The sequence below is a fragment of the Novosphingobium sp. CF614 genome, from assembly GCF_900113255.1.
GTDB lineage: Bacteria > Pseudomonadota > Alphaproteobacteria > Sphingomonadales > Sphingomonadaceae > Novosphingobium.
The window spans coordinates 421,221-444,816 of record NZ_FOOR01000002.1 but is presented as its reverse complement, the minus strand read 5'-3'; the positions used below and the strand labels follow the sequence as shown (position 1 = coordinate 444,816).

Here is a 23,596-nt window from a genome sequence, read left to right as displayed (position 1 = left end):
GGCTGTCTCCTCATGGTCCTGTGGGTGGCGGCGGCGGTTCGGGCGCCATCGCCGGAACCGCCCTTGCCGCATCTTCGCGCGTGATGCCAGGGGCGGGTGCGGCGCTGATCGTCTCCTCGCGGCGGGTGACGGCGCCGGCGCGCTGGATCGCGCGCACCAGCCGGGGATAGACGCCGCAGCGGCACAAGTTGGGAATCGCCTCCCTGATCTCGGCCTCGCTGGGATTGGCGTTGCGCGCCAGCAGCGCCGCGCCGCTGATGACGATGCCGGGGGTGCAGAAACCGCACTGGATCGCCTGTTCGGCCACCATCGCCTGCTGCACCGGGTGGGAGCGGTCGTGCGAAAGACCCTCGATGGTGGTGACGAAGCGGCCTTCGCATTCGGCCAGCGAGATCAGGCACGAACGCAGCGCCGCACTGTCCACCATGACCATGCAGGCGCCGCAATCGCCCACGCCGCAGCCGTACTTGGTCCCGGTGAGATTGGCGGCATCGCGCAGCGCCCAGAGCAGGGGCGTGCGCGGATCCATGTCGAATTCGATCGGACGGTCGTTGACGGTCAGGCGCGGCATTGGGGGTCTTTAGGCGCTCGCGGTCGCCGGGGCCAGTCCCCCGCCGTCACCGCAAGCCCACCTTGATCCCGGCCCACAGCGTGCGCGGCGTGCCGAGGTCGATCGAGCCGGCCTGGTTGCGAGTCACCACCGTCTCATCGGCCAGGTTCTCGCCGCGCAGCACCAGCGAGAACGGGCCGGCGAGGGGGAGCAGGGCGTAGGCATCGAGGGTGGTCGCGGCGGGCAGCGTATCGGCTTGCAGGTCGTCCTCGTACTGGGCGCCCAGATGGCGCAGCGTGGCGGCCAGGCGCCAGCCCGGGCGCGGCGCCCAGGCAAGCGTCGCGCTCGTGGCGAGCCTGGGCACTTGCGCGGGGCGCATGCCGTCGAGCGGTGCCTGCGCGCCGCTCGCCTCGACTTTCGAATCGGTCCAGGCAAGCGAGCCGTTCAGGCTGACCTGGCCCAGCGAAAGGTCGGCCGAAGCCTCGATCCCGCGCGCGTGGATGGCATCGACGTTCTGGCGCTCGCGCAAGTTGGTGCCGATGGTGACGTTGGCGATCGCGTCCTCGAGCCGGTTGTCGAAGGCGGTGAGCGACAGCGACAGGCCCGGTGCCGGATGCAGGTCAATTCCCGCCTCGTAGCCGCGCAGCCGCTCCGGCTTCAGCGCGGCGTTGGCCGCGGTCCTCACCGGGAACACCACGAAGGGGCGGTAGAGTTCGTTGAGCGTGGGCACGCGCATGCCGGTATAGGCGGCGGCGCGCAGCGACAGCGCCTTGCCCGCATGCCAGACGAGGCCGCCGCGCGCATTGGCGTTCCAGCCCGAGCGGTTGGGGAAGGTCGTGTCCTGGCTGACCGCGCCCGCCGCGTTCAGCTCGCGGAAGAAGCCGCCGCAGATGGTCCAGCGATCGGCGCGCAAGCCGGCGGTGAGCACGAATGCGCCCAAGGTCCAGTCGTCCTCGGCGTAGAGGCCCAGGTTCGACTGGTCGCCGCCGGCACGGCGAAAGCCGCTGGGCGCGCCGGCGGTGTAGGGCACTTCCACCAGGTGTCCCTCGGCAAGCCGGAGGTCGGCGCCCAGGCGCAGCACGTGCGCCGCACCCACCGGCGGGCGCAGCTCCGCCTTGCCCCCCACCGCCAGCGTCGGCGTCTTCGCCTGGTCGAGCGTCTTCTTGAAGCTTGAGGAACTGATGACGACGTTCGAGAAATCCTGCGCCTGGACATAGCCCAGAACGTCGAACCGCCACTCACCCCGGCCCACCAGGCGCAAGCTGGCCTGCTGGCCCGAGGATGTCGAATCGGCGCCTTGGAAGCGCAGCGTGCGCGCATTGTGATAGGCAAGGCCGGATGCCTGGATCTCGATCGTGTCGGTCAGCGGGGCGACGGCGCGCAGCGAGCCCGACCAGCTTTCATAGGCCGCGCGAGCCGAAGCGGCGACGCGCTGGTCTTTCGGCGTCGTCCAGAAACCCTGCCCCCTGTCCCACAGCCCGCCGTCCCACTGCCCGCTGGCGACGACGAAACCCTGGCCCAGGCGGGGGGCGGCGGTGGCCGAAAGCTGGGTCTCGCCGCGCTGGTCGACCAAGGCGGCGGCCTGCAACGCGCCGATCTCGTCCGGCCCGGCGCTGGTCAGCTCGATCGTCCCCGATACTGCGCCGGCACCGAAAGCACCGGCGCCGCCCCCGCGCGTCACCCGCACCGTGGAAAGCCGGTCGGGACTGAGCGCGGAAAGCGGGACATAGCCGAAGAACGGATTGGCGACGGGTACGCCGTCAAGCAGCAGCAGCGCCCGGCTGGAGGCATTGCCGCCCAGCGCACGCAGCGTCACGCCCTGCGCGGAGGGGTTTGCCGCCCGGCTGTCCGTCCGGCGGAACTGCTGGAACCCCGCGATCGCGGACAAGACATCCTCGATCCGTCCGGACGGGCTGGCGGTGATCGCGCCGCGCCCGATCGTCGCCACGTCATAGGCCGGGACGGCCGGGCCATCCTCGAGCCCGTGGCCGGTCACCAGGATCGCGGCGGCCTGGGTCCCGTCGTCGCGCCGGTCGGATGCGCCGGCCTGGACCGGGCCGGCGGCGAACATGCCGAGTGCCAGGATCGGTCCTGCCAGGGCGGCGCGGGATCGCGGAAGGTTCATGCCAGCTCCATCGGGGCCGACTTCATAGGGAAAGTTCGCGGGCAGGCAAGCGGGCGCGGCTCGTTTCCCAGACCGTCCGGGACGCCACCTATCTTGCCCTCGCCCGCCAAGCGACTACACTCATGGGCGTGACAAGGGAGCAGTACCTTTCCGGACGGATCCTGCTGGCGATGCCCGGCATGTTCGATCCGCGCTTCGAACGTTCGGTGACGGTCATGTGCGTGCACGACGAACACGGCGCGCTCGGCATCGGTATCGGCCATGTCCGCGCGCGCGTGCGTTTCCATGAGATTCTCAGGGAGCTGGGGCTGGACCCGGGCATGGCGCCGGACTGTGCCGTGCTCAATGGCGGCCCGGTGGAGCCGGGGCGGGGTTTCATCCTGCATTCGACGGATTGGGGCGGGGGCGATACCATAGAGGTTCAGCCGCTTTGCGCGCTGTCCGCCTCGCTCGACGTTCTTTACGCGATCACCGAGGGGCGCGGGCCGAGCCACTGGCTGATGGCGCTGGGCTATGCCGGCTGGGGTGCCGGCCAGCTCGAAAGCGAGATGCGCCAACATGGCTGGTACGCCGCCGAAGGCCACCGCGAAGTGCTGTTCGATACGCCGCCCGAAGCCCGCTGGATGGCCACCTGGCGCGCCGAGGGCATCGATCCGGCCTTGCTTTCGAACGCGACCGGGCGGGCCTGAAAAAGCGGGCAGGTCTGTTGTTATCCGGTTTCTGGGAGCGGGTCTCGATTCCGATTTCGTGTTCCTTGCGCTATCGGTCCCGCTTCGCCAGCCGCTCCAGGTCTTCGGGCAGGTCCACGTCGAGATGGATCGCCGGGTCGGGGCAATCGTCGAACACGACATCCGCGCGGGCGCGCAGGAGCCGGCCCGCGCCTTCGTCGCCGGCAAGGCGGGCGATGTCGGGAAAGGCCTGGGCCGAAAGCAGCACCGGGTGGCCGGGGCGCCCCTCGTGCCGGGGCAGGGCGGCATAGGCGCGGCCCAGCAGCCCGGCGAGCCGCGCGGCCTCCTGGTGCGGGACGGCGGGCATGTCGCCCAGGAAGACGAAGGCCCCGTCCGCCGCGCCCGCCGCGGCGATTCCCGCCTTGAGCGAATCGGCCATGGCGGCGCTTGCCAGGCGGACCACCTCGACCGCCGGCGCCCCGGCCCACGCGCCGGTTTCCAGGCCGGGCCGGGCGACCACGATCACCCGGCTGACCGGCGCCGCGCGGGCGGCACGGATGGCGTGGAACAGCAGCGGTTGTCCATCGAGCGGGGCGGAAAGCTTGTCGCCGCCGAAGCGGGTCGCGCTGCCCGCCGCCAGCACCACCGCGACCAGCGTCGCGCGCGGTTGCGCGCAGGCCAGTGTCACGCGCGCTCGCGCGCAGGATTGAGCGCCCGCATGATTTCCGCGATGATGCCGGTCGCCACTTCCCATGGCGACTTGCCGAGGCCGGGCATGCCGGGCGAAAGATGCAGCCCGGCCAGTTCCTCGCCGCTTGCCCCTTGCGCTTCGAGGGCGGCCCGCCGGCCTGGCGCGCGCGATCGGGCGCCGATCATGCCGACATAGCCGGCGCCCCCGCGCAGCGCCGCAAGGCAGCCGCCAAGGTCGTGATGGTCTTCGTGCGTGGCGCCCAGGTAGGCGGTCCAGCGATCGACGCCCAGGCGGGCCAGTGCTTCGGCGGGCTCCTCGCGCAAGTACCGGGAAACCGGGAAGGGCGGCGGCGCCTCGGGCCCCTGGGGGCGCACCAGGATCGTCTCGAAGCGGGCGAGCGTGCCAAGGTGCGCGGCCGCCAGCGCGCCGGGATCGCCGCCCGATACGATCAGCCGGCGCGGCGGATCGTATCGGCGGGCGATGCGGAACGGGTCTTCCGACAGGTGGAGCAGCGCGCCGGCCTCCGCGCTGACGGCGCGCGCCGCGCCGTCGCTGCTCCAGGTGCAGGAGCGCCGTGCGCGGGCGTGGTCCAGCAAGGCGCGGACGGCCTCGTCGCCGGGGGCGAGGCGTTCGACCAGCACGTGCAGCGCGCCGCCGCACCGCAGGCGAATGTCGATCCACGGGCTGCCCATGCCGTAGTGCAGCCGGCGCGGCTCTCCATCGGCCAGGACTTGCGCGGCGTGGTTGGCGACGTCGCCTTCGATGCAGTCGCCGGAGAAATAGCCGCTCGCGGCGATGCCGCCGTCCCCGCCCGGCGTGAACAGCATTTGCGCGCCCGGCCCGCGCGGAGCGCTGCCCTCGACCTTGTACAGCGTCGCCAGCGCGGCCGGCCGGCCGGCGCCGACCGCATCGGCCAGGGCCGGACGGATATCGTCGATCCAGCCGAAAACCGGCCAATCCGCGTTGCTGATCTCGCCTTCCATGCCTGCCCCGTAACACCGCCTCGCCAAGGTGTCTAACCTCGGAGTGGGGGCCGGTTCAGGCCCCGGTTCAGGCCCCGGTTCAGGCCCCGGTTCAGGTTTCGCCGATGCGGTCGGCGAACAGCAGGCGTCCGCCGGACAAGTGCCACAGCGCTTCGTTGAAATCGGTGTTGCTCATCGCGAAGCAGCCTTCGCTGCGGCCGAGCTTGCCCCATTTCGCGATCATCGAAAGATCCACGTACCACGCCGGATGCATCACGATCGCGCGATTGAGCGCCATCGAATTGTCCGAATCGAGCCCGACCAGCCGGATCGAGGTGCCGTACTTGCCCTGATACCACTCGCAAGTGAGGAAAGCCCCGCGCGAGGTGGCCTCGGACCCGGGCATGTTGGAGAAACTGCGCAGCCAGCCGCTGTGTTCCGGATCGGAACCACGCCCATGCGCGAGCAGGAAGGAGCGCACCGTCCCCGCTTCGATATTGGCGAAATGCAGGCGCGGCTTCCACGAAGGCTGTGCGAAGTCCGCGACGCCGACGATATCGGACCGCCACACCCTCGTGCCGACGCGCTGGACCTGGCTGGCCGCGATATCGAGGACGCGCCGTTCGTAAGGCGTGATCGCGAAGGCGCTGGCCCCGGTGGTGAATCCTGCCCCGGTGGTGAACCCTGTCCCGGTTGCCGCCGCAGCGGCTTCGCTCGCCAGGGCGCGGCCGGACAGGGCCAGGCCCATCCCCGCCGCCAAACCACCCTTGAGAACTGTTCTTCGTCCCAGCGACCGATCCATGGTGGCAAGAATAGCACAATCGAATGCACCGTTCCAGCCGCCTCCGACCGGCGGTCTCAGGCAGGCGTCGGGTCATCGACGTCGTTCCGGGCTTGCCGGCGCTTCACTCCAGCGGCACCACGTCCACCGAGAAATACATCGTCTGCGCCGAGGTTCCCCGGAACGTGCCGTCGAGCGGGGCGACGTCGGAATAGTCGCGGCCCATGCCGATGAAGATGTGGTCGGCATCGGCCAGCATTGCGTTGGTCGGATCGAAGCCGACCCAGCCCAGTTCCTCGCCGCACCACAGATTGACCCAGGCGTGCATCGCGTCGGCCCCCACCAGCCGTTCCCGCCCCGGCGGCGGCAGCGTGCGCAAGTAGCCGCTGACATAGCCAGCCGGAATGCCGTGGGCGCGCGCGGCGACGATCATGACGTGGCTGAAATCCTGGCAGACGCCGCGGCGGCGGCGGAACGCCTCGATCGGCGGCGTATCGGTGAAGGTCGCTTTGGAATCGAAAGTGAATTCATCGTGGATCGCCCGCATCAGGGCCCGGCCGGCCTCCATCACCGGCATCGCTTCGTCCAGGAAGGCGCCTGCCCACATCGCGATGTCGTGCTCGGGCGCGGCGACCGGCGAGGCAAAGATGTAGGAGGCGGGCGCCAGGGCGGAAAGATCGGGCAGCTTCATCGCCCGCTCGCGAAGCTCGGCAAGGTCCGGCCCGGTGGCGTCGGCGACGAAGAAAGGCAGCGGCTCGCGCTCCACGGTGAAGCGGCTCTCGACCTGCAGCCGGTCGATCGGCTCGTGCATGGAAAAGCGGGTCTCGTTGACGTGATATCCGCCTTCGCCATCGTGCACTTGCGCCGGCTGCGGCTCGATGCCCAGAACGTAGTCGCTGACCGTCTGCCCCGGCCAGTCCGCCGGCCGCAGCCGCATGTTGAACTGCGCGAGCCGCACGGGGGCGGCATATTTCAGCGTGGTGATGTGGCTGACGGAATAGCGCATCGGGTCACACGATCCAAAACTGATACCAAGTCCCTTGAAGTGAGACACATCCCCCTTCGCCACCTCGCGGGCGACGAAGGGGGGAACAGGATTTCCGATCAATGACTTGGTATGACTGCTCAACACTGCCCTAGGGCTTTAGCCGGGTAATACCAATATGCGTTGATTGCGACTCTTCTCCCCTATTCAGGCCGGTCCCGGCGCGCCCTACAGCAGCCGTGTCCTTTTCTCCGCCTCCTCGCGGTCGAACTGCAGGAAATAGCGCGCGGAGATCTCGTCGGACAGCTCCAGGAGCCGCGCCTCGATCGCCTGCAACCGCTCGGCGGTCATGTCCGGGGCGAGCGCGGCTTCCAGTTCGCCCAGCAAGGCGCGCGCCGCGCGCAGCGGCGGTTCGGGGATGTTGTCGTCGCGCAGGCTGGGCAACGCCGAAAGGTGGGAAACCACTTCGGCCACCTGGAACTTGAGCGCGCGCGGATTGTCCGGATCGAGCAGGACCAGGTCGCGCACGGGGTTCGCCATCGGCGCGGTCAGGTAGCGGCTGCGATAGATGATCTGGCTGTCGCACAAGTCCAGCAGCACGCCCAGCGCGGCGCCCCCGGCCTCGCCGTTTTCGCCCGAAAGCGTGCCGACGATCCGGCAGATCGCCTGGGCGCGCTCGATCCGCTGCCCGATTTCGAGGAAGCGCCACGCCGCCGAACGCACCATGTTCTCCGAGATCAGCCCGGCGAGCGCGCTGAAATGCTCCGTCAGCCAGCGCGCGCTGCTGAGCATGCTTTGCGGGCGATCGACGTCGATCGAGGGCATCGGCCGGCTGACGATGCGCCAGAAATCGCGGGCGAAGCGTTCGCGAAGCGACAGGCCTACTTGCAGCCGGCGCCGCATCAGCGTGGCGACGCCGCCCGGCAGGCGCGTTTCGGTGAGGGCCTTGGCGCAGGCCGCCGCCGCCGGCCGGCCCACCGTCGCCGCGTCGATCGCGCCGAAGTCCAGCAGCAGGCCGACCAGGCTGGACAGCACGCCGTCCTCCGGCTCGAGCCCGCTGTCTCCTTCCATCGAGCTGCCCAGGATGGCGCGCACGATCCGCACCACCATCTCCGCCCGTTCGTTGTAGCGGCCGAACCAGAACAGGTTGTCCGCAGCCTGGCTGGCAAGAATGCCGCCCCCGCGCGAAATCGGCGGCTCTTCGGCCGGCCGTGCCGACGCGTGTTGCCCGGTCGGCCGTTCGTCCACCACCCAGACGTCGGCGGAAAGATCGCCCGCGCCCATCAGCGACGTGGGAAGCGCGTTGCTGGAGGACAGCCGCGCGAAGCCGCCGGGCATGACCGTCCAGCTGCCGTCGGCCCTGCGCGCGACGAACGCGCGCACCGTGAAGGGGCGCGGCACGATCGCGCCGTCGATGATCGCCGGAGTGGTCGAAAGGTGGACGATCTCCTGCCCGCAATAGTCCATGGGCCGGCGGCGCAGCGCTTCCAGCAGGGTCTTGCGTTCGGCTTCGGCAAGATCGGCGCCGGCCACCAGCTGGCGGCCGGGCAGGCCCTCCACCGCCTGGCCGAAGGCGGGCAGCAGCGCCAGCTCGTCCAGCCGTGCGCCGACCGTGGAGCTTTCCGCCGCCTGCCCGCACCACCAGGTGGCGACATTGGGCAGGATCGGTGCCTCGCCCAGCAAGACCTTGCACAGGCGCGGCATGAAGGCGGAGAAGGCGGCCGATTCGAGCACTTCGGCGCCCGGCCAGTTGACCATCTCCACGCCGCCGGTGGTCCATGCGTCGAACAGGTTGGCGACGCCGAGCTGCGACTTGGCGTCGAATGAAAGCGGATCGAGCGAAGTCGTGTTGATCCAGCGCCAGACCGCGTCGACCCGCTTGGGCCCGGCGATGGTGCCGACATAGAGCCGATCGTCGAGCACGCTGAGATCGCGCCCCTCCACCAGCGGCAGGCCGAGATAGCGGGCCAGGTGGGCCTGCTCGGCGTAAGTCTGGTTGAAGCGCCCCGGCGTCAGCAGCGCCACGCGCGGGCGCTCGCGGTGGCAGGCCGCCGCCATGCCGTCCCGCATCTGCGCGAAGAATTCGGAGAGCCGCCGGGCATGGCTGTCGACCAGCAGGTTGCCGGCGGTACGGCTCATCGCCAGGCGATTCTCGAGCGCGTAGCCGACGCCGCTGGCGATGCGCACACGGTCTTGCAGCACGCGCCACTGCCCGCGCGGCCCCCGTGCCAGGTCGGCCGAATAGACATGGATGAAGTGACCCTGCTTGGGGCTGCGCCCCAGCATCTTGCGCGCGAAGAACGGACTGCCGGCGATCACCGCGGCGGGCAGGTGTCCCTCCCTGACCACCCGCTGGGGGCCGTAGATATCGGTGGCCAGCTGCTCCAGCAGCGTCGCGCGCTGGATCAGCCCGCGCTCCACTTCCGCCCACTCGTCGGCCCCGATGATGAGCGGCATGGCGGTGAGCGGCCAGTCCCGCTCGTCCTCGTCGCCGGTGACGCGGAAAGTCAGGCCCAGGTCCGCCGCGTGGCGGCTCGTCATTTCCTGCAAGGCGGCGGGATCGCCGTCGGAAAGCGCGGCCAGCCCCCCGGCCACGGCCTTCCAGCGTGCCGAGACCGGGCTGGCGGCATCGACGAAGAGATCACCCCCGGCGGCCTCGACCGGATAGCCTTCAAGCCACTCGGACGGGCGCTCGACAGTGCTTTCGGGCGGCCTGGACGCCATGGTTCACACCAGCCGGGCCGGGCGGCGCAAGTCGAGCGTATAGGGAAACTCGCTGGCGGCTTCCTCGGGCGGGAGCGGCAGCGAGCCGGGGGAATGGCCGTGATCCTGGAACCGGGCCTTGCGCCGCGCTTCCGCCTCGTAGCCGTTGATCGGAACGGTATCGTAATTGCGCCCGCCGGGATGCGCGACCTGATAGACGCAGCCGCCCAGCGAGCGTCCGTTCCACAAGTCGTAGATGTCGAACGTGAGCGGCGGGTGCGCATGCAGCATCGGATGCAGGCATTCGGCCGGCGACCAGGCCTTGTAGCGCACCCCGCCGACGCCTTCCCCCGGCCCGGTCGCGGTGAGCGGCACGCGGCGGCCGTTGCAGGTGATGGCGTGGCGGCCGGCGACGAGCCCGGTGGCCCTGACCTGCAACCGCTCGGTCGAACTGTCGACATAGCGCACGGTGCCGCCGATCGCGCCGGTTTCGCCCAGCACGTTCCACGGCTCCAGCGCGTGGCTGATCTCCAGCATGACGCCGCCGCCCTCGACTTCGCCGTGGACCGGGAAGCGGAACATGCGCTGCGCCTCGAACCAGGCGGGATCGAAGCGGTAGCCGGCCCGCGCGAGATCGTCGAGCACGTCCATGAAATCGGTCCAGACGAAGTGACCGAGCATGAACCTGTCGTGTAGCTGCGTGCCCCAGCGCACCAGCGGACCCTGCACCGGATCCTTCCAGAACCACGCGGCGAGCGCGCGCAGCAGCAGTTGCTGGGCGCAGCTCATCTTGCCGTCGGGCGGCATTTCGAAGCCGCGAAACTCGACCAGGCCGAGCCGGCCGGTGGGGCCATCTGGCGAGAACAGCTTGTCGATGCAGATCTCGGTGCGGTGGGTATTGCCGGTGACGTCGACCAGCAGGTTGCGGAACAGCCGGTCCACCACCCAGGGTGGCGGCTGCTGCATGTCCGGGCCGGGCACTTGCCCCAGCGCGATCTCCAGTTCGTAAAGCGCGTCGTGGCGCGCCTCGTCGATACGCGGGGCCTGGCTGGTCGGGCCGATGAACAGCCCGGAGAACAAGTAGCTGAGCGAAGGATGGCGCTGCCAGTAGGTGACGAAGCTCTTGAGCAGGTCCGGCCGGCGGATGAACGGGCTGTCGAGCAGGCTGGGCCCGCCCAGCACGATATGGTTGCCTCCGCCGGTGCCGATCGAGCGGCCGTCGACCATGAACTTGTCGGCGGTGAGGCCCACTTCGCGCGCGCAGTCGTAGAGCGTCTCGGTGATCTCCACCGTCTCGCGCCAACTGGTGGAGGGGTGGATGTTCACTTCGATGACGCCGGGATCGGGCGTGACCTTCAACACCGTGAGGCGCGGATCGGGCGGCGGCGGATAGCCCTCGATACGCACCGGCAGGCCGAGCTTGCGGGCGACGACCTCGATCGAGGCGACCAGTTCGAGATAGTCCTCCAGCCATTCGGTCGGCGGAATGAACACGGCGAGGTAGTCACCGCGCGGTTCCACCGTCATCGCGGTGCGCACCGCGCCCTCGATCGTTTCCTGATGCCCGAAGGCCTGCTCCGCCTGTTCCGGCATCGCCACGCGTTCGCTGCGCTGGTCCCCCCGCCCGATGCCGTCGCGGCCGCTCCCGCCCCCGTTTCCAGCGGTGCCCGCCTCGCGCATTTCGCTGCCGCGTTCGATCACCTGCCGGCGGAAATCGCCCAGCGGCTCACGCGGGGCGGCGGTGTCGCGCGGGTGGATGTAGGGGAATTCGGAAGGCGGGACCCAGGGCAGCGATCCCAGCGGCAGCCGGTAGCCGATGGCGGAATCGCCCGGCACCGCGGTGAGGACGCCCTTGCGCACTTTCCAGCGTTCGCTGCGCCAGCGCGGGATCGACTGGTCGGCCGAATTCCAGCGCTGCACCGGCAGCACGAAGCCGATCGGCTTGTCCAGCCCGCGCCGGTAGGCCCGCTTGAAGCGGCGCGCGAGTTCCTCGTCCTCCACCTTGGCGTCGAGCGGGGTGAGATTGATCGGCAGCGCGTCTTCCTTGCCGGCCCAGGCCTCCGCATCCTCGTAGACGGCCTGGACGAAGTCCGGCTCGACGCCAAGCCCCTGCGCCGCCTCGCGCAGCAGGTCCTCGGCGGCGCTTACGTCGATGGTGGGCAGCGGATCGGGATCGTCGCCGCTTTCCAGCGCGCGTTCGCCGGCGATCAGGCTGTCATCCCCCCAGATCGGCTCGCCGTCCTTGCGCCAGTAGATCGAATAGCCCCAGCGGGGCAAAGTCTCGCCCGGATACCACTTGCCCTGCCCATGGTGAAGCAGCGAGCCCGGCGCGAACTTGCGGCGCAGGAGGCGGATCAGCTTGTCGGCATAGGCGCCCTTGGTCGGGCCGACGGCGGCGCCGTTCCATTCCGGCGCCTCGAAGTCGCTGGCGGCGATGAAAGTCGGCTCGCCGCCCATGGTGAGGTTGACGCCGGCCGCGTCCATGTCCGCGTCCACCCGGTCGCCCAGTTCCAGCAGCGCCTGCCAGCGTTCCTCGGTGAAGGGCCGGGTGATGCGCACCGCCTCGGCGATGCGCGAAACGCCCATCTCGAAGTGGAAATCGACCTCGGCGGGTTCGGCCATGCCCTCGATGGGGGTGGCCGAACGGTAATGCGGCGTGGCGCAGAGCGGAATGTGCCCTTCGCCCGCGAACATGCCCGAAGTCGCATCGAGCGCGATCCAGCCGGCGCCGGGCACATAGGCCTCGGCCCAGGCATGCAGGTCGGTCACGTCCTCCAGAACGCCCTTGGGCCCTTCCTTCGGGATGACATCCGCCACGAGCTGGATCGAATAGCCCGAGACGAAGCGCGCGGCAAAGCCCAGGCGGCGCAGCAGCTGCACCAGCAGCCAGGCGGAATCGCGGCACGATCCGATTCCGGCCGCAAGCGTCTCTTCCGGCGTCATCACGCCCGGCTCCATGCGGATCACGTAGTTGATGCGCTGCTGGAGCCGGCGGTTGATATCGACCAGGAAATCGACGGTGCGGCCTTCATGGCCGGCGTGGCCGGCCACCAGCTCCTCGAACAGCGGCCCTTGCTCCTCGACCTCGAAATAGGCCGCCAGGTCCGCCTTCAACGCATCGGAATAAGCGAACGGGTATTCCTCCGCTTCCGGCTCGACGAAGAAGTCGAACGGGTTGATGACCGCGAGTTCGGCCAGCAGGTCCACCTCGATCGAGAAGTGATCGATCGGTTCGGGAAAGACGATGCGCGCCAGCCAGTTGCCGTGCGGATCCTGCTGCCAGTTCAGGAAATGTTCGGGCGGGCTGATCTTGAGCGAATAGTTGGGCACCGCCGTGCGGCTGTGCGGCGCTGGCCGCAGCCGAATCACCTGGGGGCCCAGCCTGATGCGCCGCGAATAGCGGTAGCGGGTGAGATGGTGCAGAGCGGCCTTAATCATTGCCCGAACATTGCGCCAAACAATGCTGCACTGCAACGATGTTTACCGGCCGGGGCTCCGAAGCCCTCGATCGGCGAAAGCTCTTGACATTTAGAACCATATAGGTTATAAACGTTCTTAACGATCGCCGATTCCGCGCTGCCCGCCGTCGTCGATCGTTCCGCCGACCCCAGCGATTGTCGCGCAATCGTCATCATGGCATGCAAGGGACATGGATGTGAAAACCTCGGACATGCTCGAAATTCGCGGCGAATCGGAAGCAGCGGAAGTCTGCGAGACGTCGCAGCTCGGAAGCCTGCCGGTGCGCTACTTCAATCGCGAGCTGAGCTGGCTGGCCTTCAACGAACGCGTCCTGGCCGAAGCGACCAATCCCGACTATCCGCTGCTCGAACGGCTGCGCTTCCTTTCGATTTCCGGCAGCAACATCGACGAGTTCCTGATGGTGCGCGTGGCGGGCCTTGCCGGGCAGGTGCGCCGCCAGATCGAGGAAGTCTCGATCGACGGGATGACGCCCTCGCAGGCGCTCGCCGCCACGCACGAGAAAGTGCTGGAGCTGGAGGAGATCCAGCAGAAAGTATGGGCCAGCCTCAAGATCGAGCTGGCCGGCGCCGGGATCGCCGTCCTGGGCGAAGAGAAGCTTGAGCCCGCCCGCGAACGCTGGCTCAAGGATTATTTCCTGGAGCATGTCATGCCGGTCATCACGCCCCAGGCGATCGATCCGGCGCATCCCTTTCCATTCGTCGCGAACCAGGGCATCGGCGTGCTGTTCTCGCTCACCCGCATCGCCGACGATGCGCCGGTGATGGAGATGGTGCTGATCCCCGCGCCGCTGCCGCGCTTCGTGCGCATTCCGGGCGAGGGCGCTGCCTGGATCAGCATCGAGAACCTGATCTGCCGCCGCGCCGCCGAACTGTTCCCCGGCTTTCGCCTCAACGGCCACGGCGTGTTCCGCATCCTGCGCGACAGCGACATCGAGATCGAGGAGGATGCGGAGGATCTGGTGCGCTATTACCGCACCGCGATCCAGCGCCGCCGGCGGGGCCTGGTGATCGTGCTGCAATTGCAGGGCCGGTTCGACCCGGCCGCCGAAGAGCTGCTGCGCACCCAGCTCGGGCTGGACAAGGCGCTCATCATGAAGACCGGCGGGCTCATCGGCTTCTCCGGCCTTGCCGCGATCTGCGACGAGGACCGGCCCGAGCTGAAGTTCGAGCCCTATTCGCCCCGCTATCCCGAGCGCATCCTGGAGCATGACGGCGATATCTTCGCGGCGATCCGCGAGAAGGACATCGTCATCCAGCACCCCTACGAGAGCTTCGAGGTGGTGATCGACTTCCTGCGCCAGGCCGCGCATGATCCGGACGTGATCGCCATCAAGCAGACGCTGTATCGCGCCGGCAAGCAATCGGGGATCATCGCCGCGCTCATCGCCGCCGCCGAGGCGGGCAAGTCGGTGACCGCCGTGGTCGAGCTGAAAGCCCGCTTCGACGAGGAGCAGAACCTGCTCTGGGCCAGCCAGCTCGAACGCGCCGGGGTCCAGGTGATCTACGGCTTCGTCGACTGGAAAACCCATGCCAAGGTCTCGATGGTGGTGCGGCGCGAGGGCGACGGGGTAAGCGGGGGCTACCGCACCTATTGCCACTTCGGCACCGGCAACTACCACCCGATCACCGCGCGCATCTATACCGACATGTCCTATTTCACCGCCGATCCGGCGGCGGGGCGCGACGTCGGCCGGCTGTTCAACTTCATCACCGGCTATGTCGAGCCCAAGCGCACCGAGCTTCTTTCGATCTCGCCGATCTCGCTGCGCTCGAAGCTCTACGAGCTGATCGATGCCGAGATCGCGCATGCCCGGGCCGGCAAGCCCGCCGAGATCTGGGCCAAGCTCAACTCGCTGACCGATCCGGAACTGATCGATCGGCTCTATGCCGCCAGCCAGGCCGGGGTCGACATCAGCCTGGTGGTGCGCGGGATATGCTGCCTGAGGCCGGGGATCGCCGGCCTTTCGGAGAACATCGCGGTCAAGTCGGTGATCGGCCGTTTCCTTGAGCACGGCCGTATCTGGGCCTTCGCCAACGGCGCGCACCTGCCCAACCGCCGCGCCAAGGTCTATATCACCTCGGCCGACGGGATGAGCCGCAATCTCGACCGCCGGGTCGAGATCATGGTGCCGATGCGCAACAAGACCGTGCACGACCAGGTGCTGGACCAGGTCATGCTGGCGAACCTGCTCGATACCGAGCAGAGCTGGATCCTGCGGCCGGACGGGACCTGCGATCGGGTCGGAAAGGTCGACAAGCCCTTCAACCTGCACCGCTATTTCATGACCAATCCATCGCTTTCCGGTCGCGGCGCTTCACTCGCCAGTGGACGAAAGGTGCCAAAGCTCTCGCTAAGGCGCGGCAATATCTGACATAGGGGCACCGAACCGCCCGGAGCATGGGCAAGGTGATTCGCCCAAGTGTGATTCGTCACTCCTGTGATTAGTCTGAACGGAATGATCGGCATCAGCCTCAGCAGCGAAAAGCGCGCGATCATCGACATCGGCTCGAATACCGTGCGGCTGGTCGTCTACAACGGCCCGCCGCGCGCACCGGTGGTGATCCTCAACGAGAAAGTCAGCGCGCGCCTGGGCAAGGACCTGGGCCGGACCGGCGCGATTTCCGACAAGGCGATGCGTACCGCGCTGTCCGCGCTCGCCCGCTTCGCGGCCCTGCTGCGGCTGCTGGGCGTCGACAATGTCGAATGCGTCGCCACCGCCGCCGCGCGCGATGCCGCCAATGGGGCCGAATTCCTCGATGCCGTCCGCGGTTTCGGCCTGGCGCCGCGCCTGCTTTCGGGAGAGGAGGAGGCCCGCGCCAGCGCCGCCGGCGTGATCGCCGCCTTCCCCGGCGCGCGCGGGATCGCCGCCGATCTCGGCGGTGGCAGCCTCGAACTGGTCGAGATCGATGGAGAGGCATGCGCGGGCGGCATCACCCTGCCGTTCGGCACCTTGCGCCTGCCGGACATGCGCGCCGCCGGCCCGCAGAAATTCGCCGCATCCGTGCGTGCCGGCCTCAAGGCCAGGGGCTGGGGCAAAGGCCGCGACCTGCCGCTCTATATCGTCGGCGGATCGTGGCGCGCGCTGGCGCTCCAGGCGATGCGCGTGCTCCAGTGGCCGGTCGACGATCCGCATGGCTTCCAGCTCCCCGCCTCCGAGGCCCTGCACCTTGCCCGCCTGTTCGCGAAAGGCCGGATCGACGATCCCGATCCGCGCATCTCCTCGGCGCGGCTCGCCACTTTGCCCGATGCCGCCGCGCTGCTGACGCAGCTGATCGCCAGCCTCAGGCCCTCGCGCCTGGTGTTCTCTTCCTGGGGCCTGCGCGAGGGGTTGCTGCACATGCAGTTGCCCAAGGACATCCAACGGGAAAGCCCGATGCTGGCCAGCGTCGCCGCCTTCGCGCTGAACGCGCGGGTCTCGCTGGACGATGCCAGCGGCGTCGCCGCCTGGACCGCCCCGGCCTGCCGCGACGCCGCGCGGGACGGGGACTTGCGCAAGGCCGCCAGCCTTTTGGCGCTGGCGGCGATGCGGACCGAACCCAACATGCGCACCGAGGAAGCGCTGACCTGGGCGCTGCGCAAGCGCTGGATCGGGCTCGACATGCGCGGACGCGGGATGATGGCGATGACCGTCTTCGCCAATTCGGGCCTCACCGCGATCCCGCCGGAATTCACCCGCCTGGCCGACAAGGCCGATCTCGACAGGGCGATCGGCTGGGGCCTGGCGGTGCGCCTGTGCCGCCGCCTTACCGGCGGAACCCAGGCGGGATTGGCATCGACGGCGCTGTCGCTGGAAAACGGCCGACTGGTCCTTTCGCTCAAGGAATCCGCCCGGCCGCTCTACAATGGCGGAATCAGCAAGGACCTCAAGGCGCTGGCCGAATGGCTGGGCCTCGAATGGAGCGTCGAGGCGACGGGCGGCGTACTGATCGAGGCTTGAGCCACGCGGCGGCGTGATGCCGCTCACTGCACCAGCGAGCGGCTCTCCGCGATCGCGCTGATCCCGCGCTTGCCTTCCAGGCGGTCGAGCTGGACGACGATGTCGATCACCGAGGCCGCGTATTCCAGCGTCTCGGCGCGGGTCAGGCCGATGCCGGTCTGCATCGCCATCAGCGCGATCTGCTCCAGCGCCCCGCGCGGGCTGTTGGCGTGGACGGTGGAGAACGATCCGGGGTGGCCGGTATTGATCGCGCGCAGGAAGCTGACCGTCTCGGATCCGCGCAGCTCGCCCAGCACGATCCGGTCGGGCCGGAGGCGCAAGGCGGCCTGCAGCAGGTCGTTGGCCGAAACCTTGGCTTCGCCCAGCTCGCCCTTGACCGCGATCAGGCCGACCCCGTTGGCGCCGGGCAGCCGCAGTTCGGCCGTATCCTCCACCAGCACGACGCGCTCGTGCTCCGGAATTTCCGAAAGCATGGCATTGAGGAAGGTGGTCTTGCCGGTCGACGTGCCCCCCGAAATCAGGATCGTGCGGCGGCGGCGGATGGCATCGCGCAGGAAGGCGATCGGCTCGGCCATGGGATCGGGCGCCGGCTCTTCGCGCGCGGGCGCGATCGGGCCGCGATCATAGGCGTCGAGCGGCAGTTCGAGCAGGCGATGGCGGCGGATCGCCATCGCCCAGTTGGCCCGGGTCGCCGGCGGCCCGATCAGCTGGATGCGCGCGCCCGACTGGTTGCCGTAGGCCGGCAGGGTCGCCGCAAGCAACGGGTGTTCGCGGTTGATGCCCTGGTGGCTGATCCGCGCGACCTGTTCGGCAAGGCGCTGGAGCAGGCGATCGTCCATTTCCGGCAGCGCGATACGCTGCATGGCGGCCCCCGGGTGCGCGCCGTCCTCGATCCAGATCTCGCCCGGGCGGTTGACCAGGATTTCGGTAACGCTCTCGCGCTCGAGCCAGGGGCGCAGGGGCGCCAGGTAGGCATCGAGATAGACGCTGCGCGGCGCCGGCGCGTCGGGTTCAGCCATGGTTATGGGCGCCGAAGCACGCTCCGGCTGCAAGGTAAGGACATTCGCCATGATGCGTCACTTGACCTGGCTGAAGTCCAGGTCCTTGGCGGTGAAGACCCGGATCGGCTCGCCCTGGCGGACGCGGATCGTCGGGCCGACGCTGGAACTGTTCTGGACCGCCGCCGCCGCCGCCGACTGGCCGCCACCGACCACCACGCTGGCGCCGCTCGAAGCGATCGAGCTGAGGCCGCCGACGACCGAGAGCAGCATGGCGGAACCGAAGCGTTCGAAGAAGTGGCTGTTGACCTTGCCGGCAAGGCCGGTCTCGCCGCCGAAGGAGATGGCGGGCGAACCGAGGTTCACCGAGACGCCGTCCGGACGGATCAGGCGGGTCCAGATCACGTAGGCGCGCTTCTGGCCCGCGGTCAGCCCGCTCTTGTACTGGCCGATCAGGCGCGACGAGCGCGGGACGAGGACGTGCCGGCCATCGAAGCTGCGCACGTCGGTGGAAACGATGGCGCGCACATAGCCGGGCACGTCGGTGTCGATCGCGGTTTCCAGCACCGCCGGGATCAGCGTGCCTTGCGTCACCGTGGTGGCCGGATCGAACGAGCGCGCCGCCGCGGCGGTCGTGCCCGAGCCGGCCAGGCGCGCGGAGAAATCGTCGTTGGCGTTGCCGCTGGCCTTGGCCTCTCCGGCGGGACCGGCGATCGGCGCGGCGCCGGCAGCACCCGTTCCGGCGTCGAAGACCACGGTGGGGTTGGCATAGCGGTTCGCCTGGAGCCCGGCCGCCGGATTGGTCGCGGGCGGCGCCGCCAGCACCGGGGCGGGGGCCGGTGCCGGCAATTCGGCGGGCGCGGCGGCGGGCTTCTGTTCCGGTGCCGGCAGGGCTGCGGGGGCGGGAACCGGCACGCCGAGCTGCGATGCCGCGTCGGCCGGCTGGCCGGGAGCGGTATCGACCTTGCCGCTGCGCACCGAATCCATCGACCACAAGGTGAGGCCGCCCAGCGCCGCCACGATCAGCACGCCGGCGGCAAGGCCCAGCCCGTCGGCGCGCTTGCGCTGCGTAACCTGCGGCAGCACGCTGCGGGTGGCGAGATCGATGACCTGCGCACCCTCGCCGTCGCGCGGATCGGTGCCGGTGCCGGGCGCGATGCGCTCACGAATGGAGGAGTTGGGCGCCATCTGTCAGTTCCCCTGTATTGTCGTGAGGTTCGGCGTGTTCGCGGCCATCGCCGCCTTGGCCGAGGCGGCATCGTCGCGGGCGTTCTCCAGTTCGGCGAAGGCACGCCCGGCGCGCAGGATGATCTTCCTGGGCACTTCGGAAATCACGATCGTGGTGCCGCGCACGGCGTAGTTGATCGGGCCTTCCTCACCCTTCTCGTTCTGGACCAGGATCGCCGGAACCGCCGACTTCTCGGGCCAGAGCAGGTAGGTGGCGTTGCCGTCGTCGTAGACGCGCGAGGGCAGCAGCCTGGCCGATCCGGTGCGCTTCCAGGCGAAATTGAGCGTGGTTGGATCGGCGGGCAGCTCCGAAGGATCGCCGGCGGCCAGCGCCTGCTCGGCCGGATCGAGTTCCGCGAGGGCGGCACCCGGCGCGGCATCGATGCGCGGCGCGGCCTTGCCGGTGTCCTTCTTGGGATCCTTGTAGGTGAAGCGCAGCATGTAGAGCGGCTTGGCCTTGGGCGAGGCGACAAGATCGAAGAAATAGGTGTGGCGGTTGGTTATCACCGTCATGTTGGTGCGCGCGGCGGCTTCCAGCGGCTTGACGAAGAGCAGGTCGGCCCGCTTGTTCGGCGTGATCTGCCAGGTCTGCGAATCGCCGACCGCGACATTCTCGATCGATTCGCCGTCACCGAAAGCGATCGCCGCCTGGATCCCGGCCTTGCCTTCGATCCGCACGACTTCCTTGTCGCTGTAGGTGTGCTCGACGAGCCGGTCGTCGTCCGCGCGGGCGGGCGCGGCCAGCGTAACAGCAAGCATCGCGGCCATCGCGAGAACGGGCGCGAGAACGGGAGCCTTGCGGCGCTTCATCGTGTCTTCTCCTTCGCCGGCAGCTTGCCGGTATCGTTCGACGCGCTGCGAAACCGGCTGCCGATCCCCCGCGCGCGCGTTCCATTCTCCCCGTGGCGAAGTGGTTCGATTCCGCCGCCGGTCACTTGCGTTACCACGGTTCGGCGCTCGCTTGAACGCATTGCGGCATTACTCTCGTGATAAGCGGCATCCCCCATGGCCGCCGCACTGGCGGCAACCACGGGGGCACGGCGCTGCTGCGTCGCCGCGAGCGGGCTCGACGTGGGCATCGAGGCCGCCGGAGCCGGCGCCGTGTCCTGTCCGCCGCGCGCGCCGCTGGAGCGCTCGTCGTCGCTGCCGGCAAGACCGAAGACCCGCCAGCCCGAAACCATCGTCGCCGCGACCTTGACGATCATGACCATCAGCGCGACGTGCACGGACGCGACCAGGAACAAGGCCATCGCGGCGCGTCCGTCAAGCTCGCCCATGTTGGCGCTCTGGACCAGCTGGTTGATGATCGGCACCAGCAGTTCCAGGGTGATGCCGCCGCCCAGGACGACGAACAGCGGGGTGACCGCGGTCAGCACGACGCCGCGCAGCCAGCCGACGGTGAGCCCCCGCGTACCGCCAAACAGCGCCAGCACGACGAAGATGGGGCCGACCGCCAGCAGCACCGCCAGCGCGATGCGCGCGGTGAGCAGCACGCCCACGGTGCCGAGCAGCAGCAGCAGCGCGCCCATCCACATCACGCTTTCGGGCGTGAACAGGCCTTGGGCCGAAGCCGGGCCGCCAGAGGGCGCCGCGCCCTCTCCGGCGGAAGCCTGGGAAATATCGTTGATCGCGCCGAACACGATATCGATGCGATCGCCGAAGAGCTGCGTGGCCGAGCCCTTGGCGCCCATCAGCAGCGCGGCGATCCAGTCCGGCCCGCCGATCGCGAGGTTCCAGACCACGCCCTGATAGGCGATCCAGCTGGTCGCGAACGTCAGCACGACGCCCAGGCGCAGCATGCGCGGGGTCAGCGCCGAGACACCCAGGCTGGTGCGGCCGGTCAGCAGCGAGAAGGCGAAGAAGGCGATGTAGAGCGTGAGCAGGATGGTCAGCACCGGCCCCATCGCCCCGCCCGCGCCGAACAGGCGGCCGAACGCGCTGGCGGCCATCTCGTTGGCCACGCAGTCCACCGCGCGCAGCGCTGGGGAGACTCCGGCGGAAGCGACTTCGGTAAGCTGTTCGCAGGCGGCGCTCATGACGGGGTCACTCGGCCGCCTGGATCCACAGCTCGCCGTCCTCGGCATCGCCCGGCCACTGCATGCCGGTGAGCGCCGGATACCAGGCCGAGGGCTGGTCGCCATAGCGTTCGCGCAGCTGGTCCAGCTTGCGCACGGTGCTTTCGCGGCCGGAAAGCACGGTGAGCACCTCAGGCATGCCCGAAAGATCGAGCCGCACCACCACCGAGGCGTCCGACTGGCGGATCAGGAAGCAGCGCGAGTGCGCGGGCAATGTGCGGATCACGTCGAGTTCGTGCTGCGAAAGGCCGAAGCCTTCGCAGTAATCCTCGTAGCGGGCGCGGGCGTTGGGCATGAAGATCATCGTCGCGGTCTGCTCGACCAGCGCGGTGGCGATCCTGCTGTCCAGCGCGTCGCGCGCCGACTGGGTGGCGAAGCCGACCAGCGCGTTGCGCTTGCGCAGCGTCTTGAGCCAATCGCGGATGCGCGCGGCGAAGACCTCGTCGTCGAGCGCCTTCCAGCCCTCGTCGATCAGGATCATCGTCGGCTCGCCATCGAGGCGTTCCTCGATGCGGTGGAACAAGTACATCATCACCGGCGTGCGCAGGCGCGGGCTTTCCAGCAGCGCGGTCATGTCGAAACCGAGCACCCGCGAGGACAGGTCGAGCCGGTCCTGCTGGTTGTCGAACAGCCAGCCGTGCTCGCCGCCGCCATTGGGACCGGCGACGAGCCAGGCGTCGAGACGGCCGGCCAGGTCGCCCGGCTCGGGCCGGCGCGCGCCCGCCAGCAGCTCGCGGAAGTGCGAGAGGCGGCGCAGCGAGGGATCGTTGGCATAGGCGGCGTCGACCGCGCCGGCGATCGTGGCCAGCTCCTCCGGCCCTTTCGCTTCGAGCAGGACGCCCAGCCAGTCGCGCAGGAACGCGCGGTTGGCGGCATTGTCGGGCAGCGCGAGCGGGTTGAAGCCGGTCGGGTGGCCGGCGGCGACGCGGCTGTACGTGCCGCCGATGCCGCGCAGGAATACTTCGGCGCCGCGATCCTTGTCGAACAGGATGGTGCGGGGCGCGAACTTCTGCGCCTGGGCGGCAAGGAAGTTCATGACAACCGTCTTACCGGAACCCGAGGGACCGATGACAGTGAAGTTACCAAGGTCGCCCTGGTGAAAGTTGAAGAAGAACGGGGTTGCGCTGGTCGTGGCCAGCAGCGTTACCGCGTCGCCCCAGTGATTGCCGCTGGCCTGGCCCATGGCGAAGCCGTGCAGGCTGCCGAAGCAGGCCATGTTGGCGCTGGAAATCAGCGCCCGGCGCACGATGAACGATTCGTTGCCCGGCAACTGCCCCCAGAAGGCGGGCTCCAGGTTGACCTCCTCGCGCACGGCGACGGCGCCGGCATCGGCCAGCGCGGCGGCGCACAGCGCCGTCACCTCGTCAAGCGCGTCGAGCGAATCGGCCCGGACCAGCACGGAAAGGTGATGATCGCCGAAGCCCACCGCGCCGGTGCCCAGCGAATCGCGCGCGGCGCTCATCTCGCGGCGCTCGGCCATGGCTTCCTCGTCGGCGGAACGCAGCCGGCGGATGGCAAGGTCGATGCGCTCGCGGGCGATCTGGCGGTCGCACGGGGCATAAGTTTCGGTCAGCACCAATTCGCAAGGAAGCCGCAGCAGCGCGTCGGTAAGGCCGGGCGCGGTCGAATCGGGATAGTCCTTGAGCGACACGATCGAACCGAACGCGCTGCCATTGGCGCCGCGCAGTTCAAGCGCGTCCATCCCGAAGCTGACGCGGCGGTAGGGCAGCATGTGGCCGATGTCGGTGTCCTCGGCGGGGCGGCGCACCGGGCGCATCTCGCCGTTGTAGAGCGCGCTCAGCAGTTCGAGCACTTCCGAGCACGCGCCGGCCTGGCCCTGGTAGTCGCCCAGCAGGCGCGCGCCATAGGCCCCCAGCGAGGCAACCATGGCGGATGCGGCGGCGCGCAAGGCGCGCACGTCGGCGGGATCGGCATCGGCCGGAACGTGTCCCTTGTTCTTCATCAGGCGTGAAAGCTTGTCCGCCCAGCCCGCCTTGCCGCGCGCGGGGCGGCGCACCAGGGTGATGAACTGGTCGTTGACGAAGAGCGCGCCCGAACCGGTCCGCGCCCGCCAGCGCGCGTCGATGTGCGCGGCCAGGGGATCCTCGAAGTGTCCATCGAGTTCGATCTCGACACGGCGCCGGATGACGTGGTGATAAAGCACGAAGCGTGCATCGAGCGAGGAGCGCAGCAGCACCTCGCGCGTGGCGACATGGGCGTTCAGCTCGTCGGTATCCGCCGTCTCGAAGGCGAAACCGGGAACCATCAGCGAAACCATCACCGAACCGTCGCGCAGCAGCACCACGTTCTCGTCGACCAGGGCGGCGTAAGGCAGCCGGTCGCCGGCGAGGACTTCCTTCGCGGCAAATCTCGCCATCGGGCCCTTCAGCGGCGATTTCATGCTCTTGGCCATG

At 69.1% G+C, this 23,596-nt stretch carries 16 protein-coding genes; 3 read left to right on the top strand and 13 right to left on the bottom strand.

What is annotated here, in order from left to right; genetic code table 11:
* Positions 1-10: 10 nt before the first annotated feature.
* Both BM052_RS04850 and BM052_RS04845 read right to left on the bottom strand, forming a co-directional pair.
* Entirely contained in the window at positions 11-571 is a 561-nt protein-coding gene (locus BM052_RS04850) for a (2Fe-2S)-binding protein (RefSeq protein WP_091143816.1), read from the bottom strand.
* A 46-nt stretch (positions 572-617) separates the two neighbouring features.
* Positions 618-2,675 carry a TonB-dependent receptor plug domain-containing protein gene (locus tag BM052_RS04845; RefSeq protein WP_255405969.1) on the bottom strand — a complete coding sequence of 686 codons (2,058 nt, stop codon included), beginning with the start codon at positions 2,673-2,675 and terminating at the stop codon, positions 618-620.
* Between the two features lie 122 nt (positions 2,676-2,797).
* Here BM052_RS04845 and BM052_RS04840 point away from each other — a divergent pair, with 122 nt between their 5' ends.
* A complete protein-coding gene (locus BM052_RS04840; protein WP_177198321.1) occupies positions 2,798-3,364 on the top strand; it encodes a YqgE/AlgH family protein in 567 nt (188 codons plus the stop codon).
* 70 nt (positions 3,365-3,434) lie between these two features.
* Here BM052_RS04840 and BM052_RS04835 read toward each other — a convergent pair whose 3' ends face one another.
* The 6 genes from BM052_RS04835 to BM052_RS04810 form a co-directional block, all read right to left on the bottom strand.
* Positions 3,435-4,031, bottom strand: a complete 597-nt coding sequence (locus tag BM052_RS04835) for a nucleotidyltransferase family protein (RefSeq protein ID WP_255405968.1) — start codon at positions 4,029-4,031, stop codon at positions 3,435-3,437.
* Positions 4,028-5,017, bottom strand: a complete 990-nt coding sequence (locus tag BM052_RS04830; RefSeq protein ID WP_091143811.1) for an XdhC family protein — start codon at positions 5,015-5,017, stop codon at positions 4,028-4,030. The genes BM052_RS04835 and BM052_RS04830 overlap by 4 nt, the downstream gene beginning before the upstream one ends.
* A gap of 91 nt (positions 5,018-5,108) precedes the next feature.
* Complete coding sequence (locus tag BM052_RS04825) at positions 5,109-5,744, bottom strand: murein L,D-transpeptidase catalytic domain-containing protein (protein ID WP_091143809.1); 636 nt, start codon at positions 5,742-5,744, stop codon at positions 5,109-5,111.
* 157 nt (positions 5,745-5,901) lie between these two features.
* Positions 5,902-6,783: a transglutaminase family protein gene (locus BM052_RS04820; protein WP_091143807.1), complete on the bottom strand. Its 882-nt coding sequence runs from the start codon at positions 6,781-6,783 to the stop codon at positions 5,902-5,904.
* Positions 6,784-6,990: 207 nt separating this feature from the next.
* Complete coding sequence (locus BM052_RS04815; RefSeq protein WP_091143805.1) at positions 6,991-9,486, bottom strand: circularly permuted type 2 ATP-grasp protein; 2,496 nt, start codon at positions 9,484-9,486, stop codon at positions 6,991-6,993.
* Positions 9,487-9,489: 3 nt separating this feature from the next.
* Complete coding sequence (locus BM052_RS04810) at positions 9,490-12,903, bottom strand: transglutaminase family protein (protein WP_091143803.1); 3,414 nt, start codon at positions 12,901-12,903, stop codon at positions 9,490-9,492.
* A gap of 232 nt (positions 12,904-13,135) precedes the next feature.
* On the opposite strand from BM052_RS04810, the gene BM052_RS04805 reads away from it, so the two are divergent.
* Positions 13,136-15,316 carry an RNA degradosome polyphosphate kinase gene (locus tag BM052_RS04805; RefSeq protein WP_091143976.1) on the top strand — a complete coding sequence of 727 codons (2,181 nt, stop codon included), beginning with the start codon at positions 13,136-13,138 and terminating at the stop codon, positions 15,314-15,316.
* A gap of 84 nt (positions 15,317-15,400) precedes the next feature.
* Positions 15,401-16,882, top strand: a complete 1,482-nt coding sequence (locus BM052_RS04800; RefSeq protein ID WP_091143800.1) for a Ppx/GppA phosphatase family protein — start codon at positions 15,401-15,403, stop codon at positions 16,880-16,882.
* Between the two features lie 23 nt (positions 16,883-16,905).
* On the opposite strand, the gene virB11 is transcribed toward BM052_RS04800, so the two are convergent.
* From virB11 to BM052_RS04775, 5 genes are read right to left on the bottom strand one after another with little or no spacing between them, the layout of a single operon-like run.
* A complete protein-coding gene (gene virB11, locus BM052_RS04795) occupies positions 16,906-17,952 on the bottom strand; it encodes a P-type DNA transfer ATPase VirB11 (protein ID WP_091143798.1) in 1,047 nt (348 codons plus the stop codon).
* Positions 17,953-17,958: 6 nt separating this feature from the next.
* Positions 17,959-19,068: a TrbI/VirB10 family protein gene (locus BM052_RS04790; RefSeq protein WP_091143796.1), complete on the bottom strand. Its 1,110-nt coding sequence runs from the start codon at positions 19,066-19,068 to the stop codon at positions 17,959-17,961.
* Positions 19,069-19,071: 3 nt separating this feature from the next.
* A complete protein-coding gene (locus BM052_RS04785) occupies positions 19,072-19,917 on the bottom strand; it encodes a TrbG/VirB9 family P-type conjugative transfer protein (RefSeq protein WP_091143793.1) in 846 nt (281 codons plus the stop codon).
* The gene (locus BM052_RS04780) at positions 19,914-21,143 is read right to left on the bottom strand and encodes a TrbL/VirB6 family protein (protein WP_091143791.1); all 1,230 of its coding nucleotides are present in this window, start codon (positions 21,141-21,143) and stop codon (positions 19,914-19,916) included. The genes BM052_RS04785 and BM052_RS04780 overlap by 4 nt, the downstream gene beginning before the upstream one ends.
* A gap of 7 nt (positions 21,144-21,150) precedes the next feature.
* Complete coding sequence (locus BM052_RS04775) at positions 21,151-23,595, bottom strand: VirB4 family type IV secretion/conjugal transfer ATPase (protein WP_091143788.1); 2,445 nt, start codon at positions 23,593-23,595, stop codon at positions 21,151-21,153.
* Between the last annotated feature and the right edge of the window lies 1 nt (position 23,596).

Coding starts and splice junctions, on each gene's coding strand:
- BM052_RS04780 (WP_091143791.1), bottom strand. CDS start 21,143: ATGAGCGCCGCCTGCGAACAGCTTACCGAAGTCGCTTCCGCCGGAGTC.
- BM052_RS04815 (WP_091143805.1), bottom strand. CDS start 9,486: ATGGCGTCCAGGCCGCCCGAAAGCACTGTCGAGCGCCCGTCCGAGTGG.
- BM052_RS04830 (WP_091143811.1), bottom strand. CDS start 5,017: ATGGAAGGCGAGATCAGCAACGCGGATTGGCCGGTTTTCGGCTGGATC.
- BM052_RS04785 (WP_091143793.1), bottom strand. CDS start 19,917: ATGAAGCGCCGCAAGGCTCCCGTTCTCGCGCCCGTTCTCGCGATGGCC.
- BM052_RS04825 (WP_091143809.1), bottom strand. CDS start 5,744: ATGGGCCTGGCCCTGTCCGGCCGCGCCCTGGCGAGCGAAGCCGCTGCG.
- BM052_RS04850 (WP_091143816.1), bottom strand. CDS start 571: ATGCCGCGCCTGACCGTCAACGACCGTCCGATCGAATTCGACATGGAT.
- BM052_RS04805 (WP_091143976.1), top strand. CDS start 13,136: ATGCTCGAAATTCGCGGCGAATCGGAAGCAGCGGAAGTCTGCGAGACG.
- BM052_RS04820 (WP_091143807.1), bottom strand. CDS start 6,783: ATGCGCTATTCCGTCAGCCACATCACCACGCTGAAATATGCCGCCCCC.
- BM052_RS04845 (WP_255405969.1), bottom strand. CDS start 2,675: ATGAACCTTCCGCGATCCCGCGCCGCCCTGGCAGGACCGATCCTGGCA.
- BM052_RS04790 (WP_091143796.1), bottom strand. CDS start 19,068: ATGGCGCCCAACTCCTCCATTCGTGAGCGCATCGCGCCCGGCACCGGC.
- BM052_RS04810 (WP_091143803.1), bottom strand. CDS start 12,903: ATGATTAAGGCCGCTCTGCACCATCTCACCCGCTACCGCTATTCGCGG.
- virB11 (WP_091143798.1), bottom strand. CDS start 17,952: ATGGCGAATGTCCTTACCTTGCAGCCGGAGCGTGCTTCGGCGCCCATA.
- BM052_RS04800 (WP_091143800.1), top strand. CDS start 15,401: ATGATCGGCATCAGCCTCAGCAGCGAAAAGCGCGCGATCATCGACATC.
- BM052_RS04840 (WP_177198321.1), top strand. CDS start 2,798: ATGGGCGTGACAAGGGAGCAGTACCTTTCCGGACGGATCCTGCTGGCG.
- BM052_RS04775 (WP_091143788.1), bottom strand. CDS start 23,595: ATGGCCAAGAGCATGAAATCGCCGCTGAAGGGCCCGATGGCGAGATTT.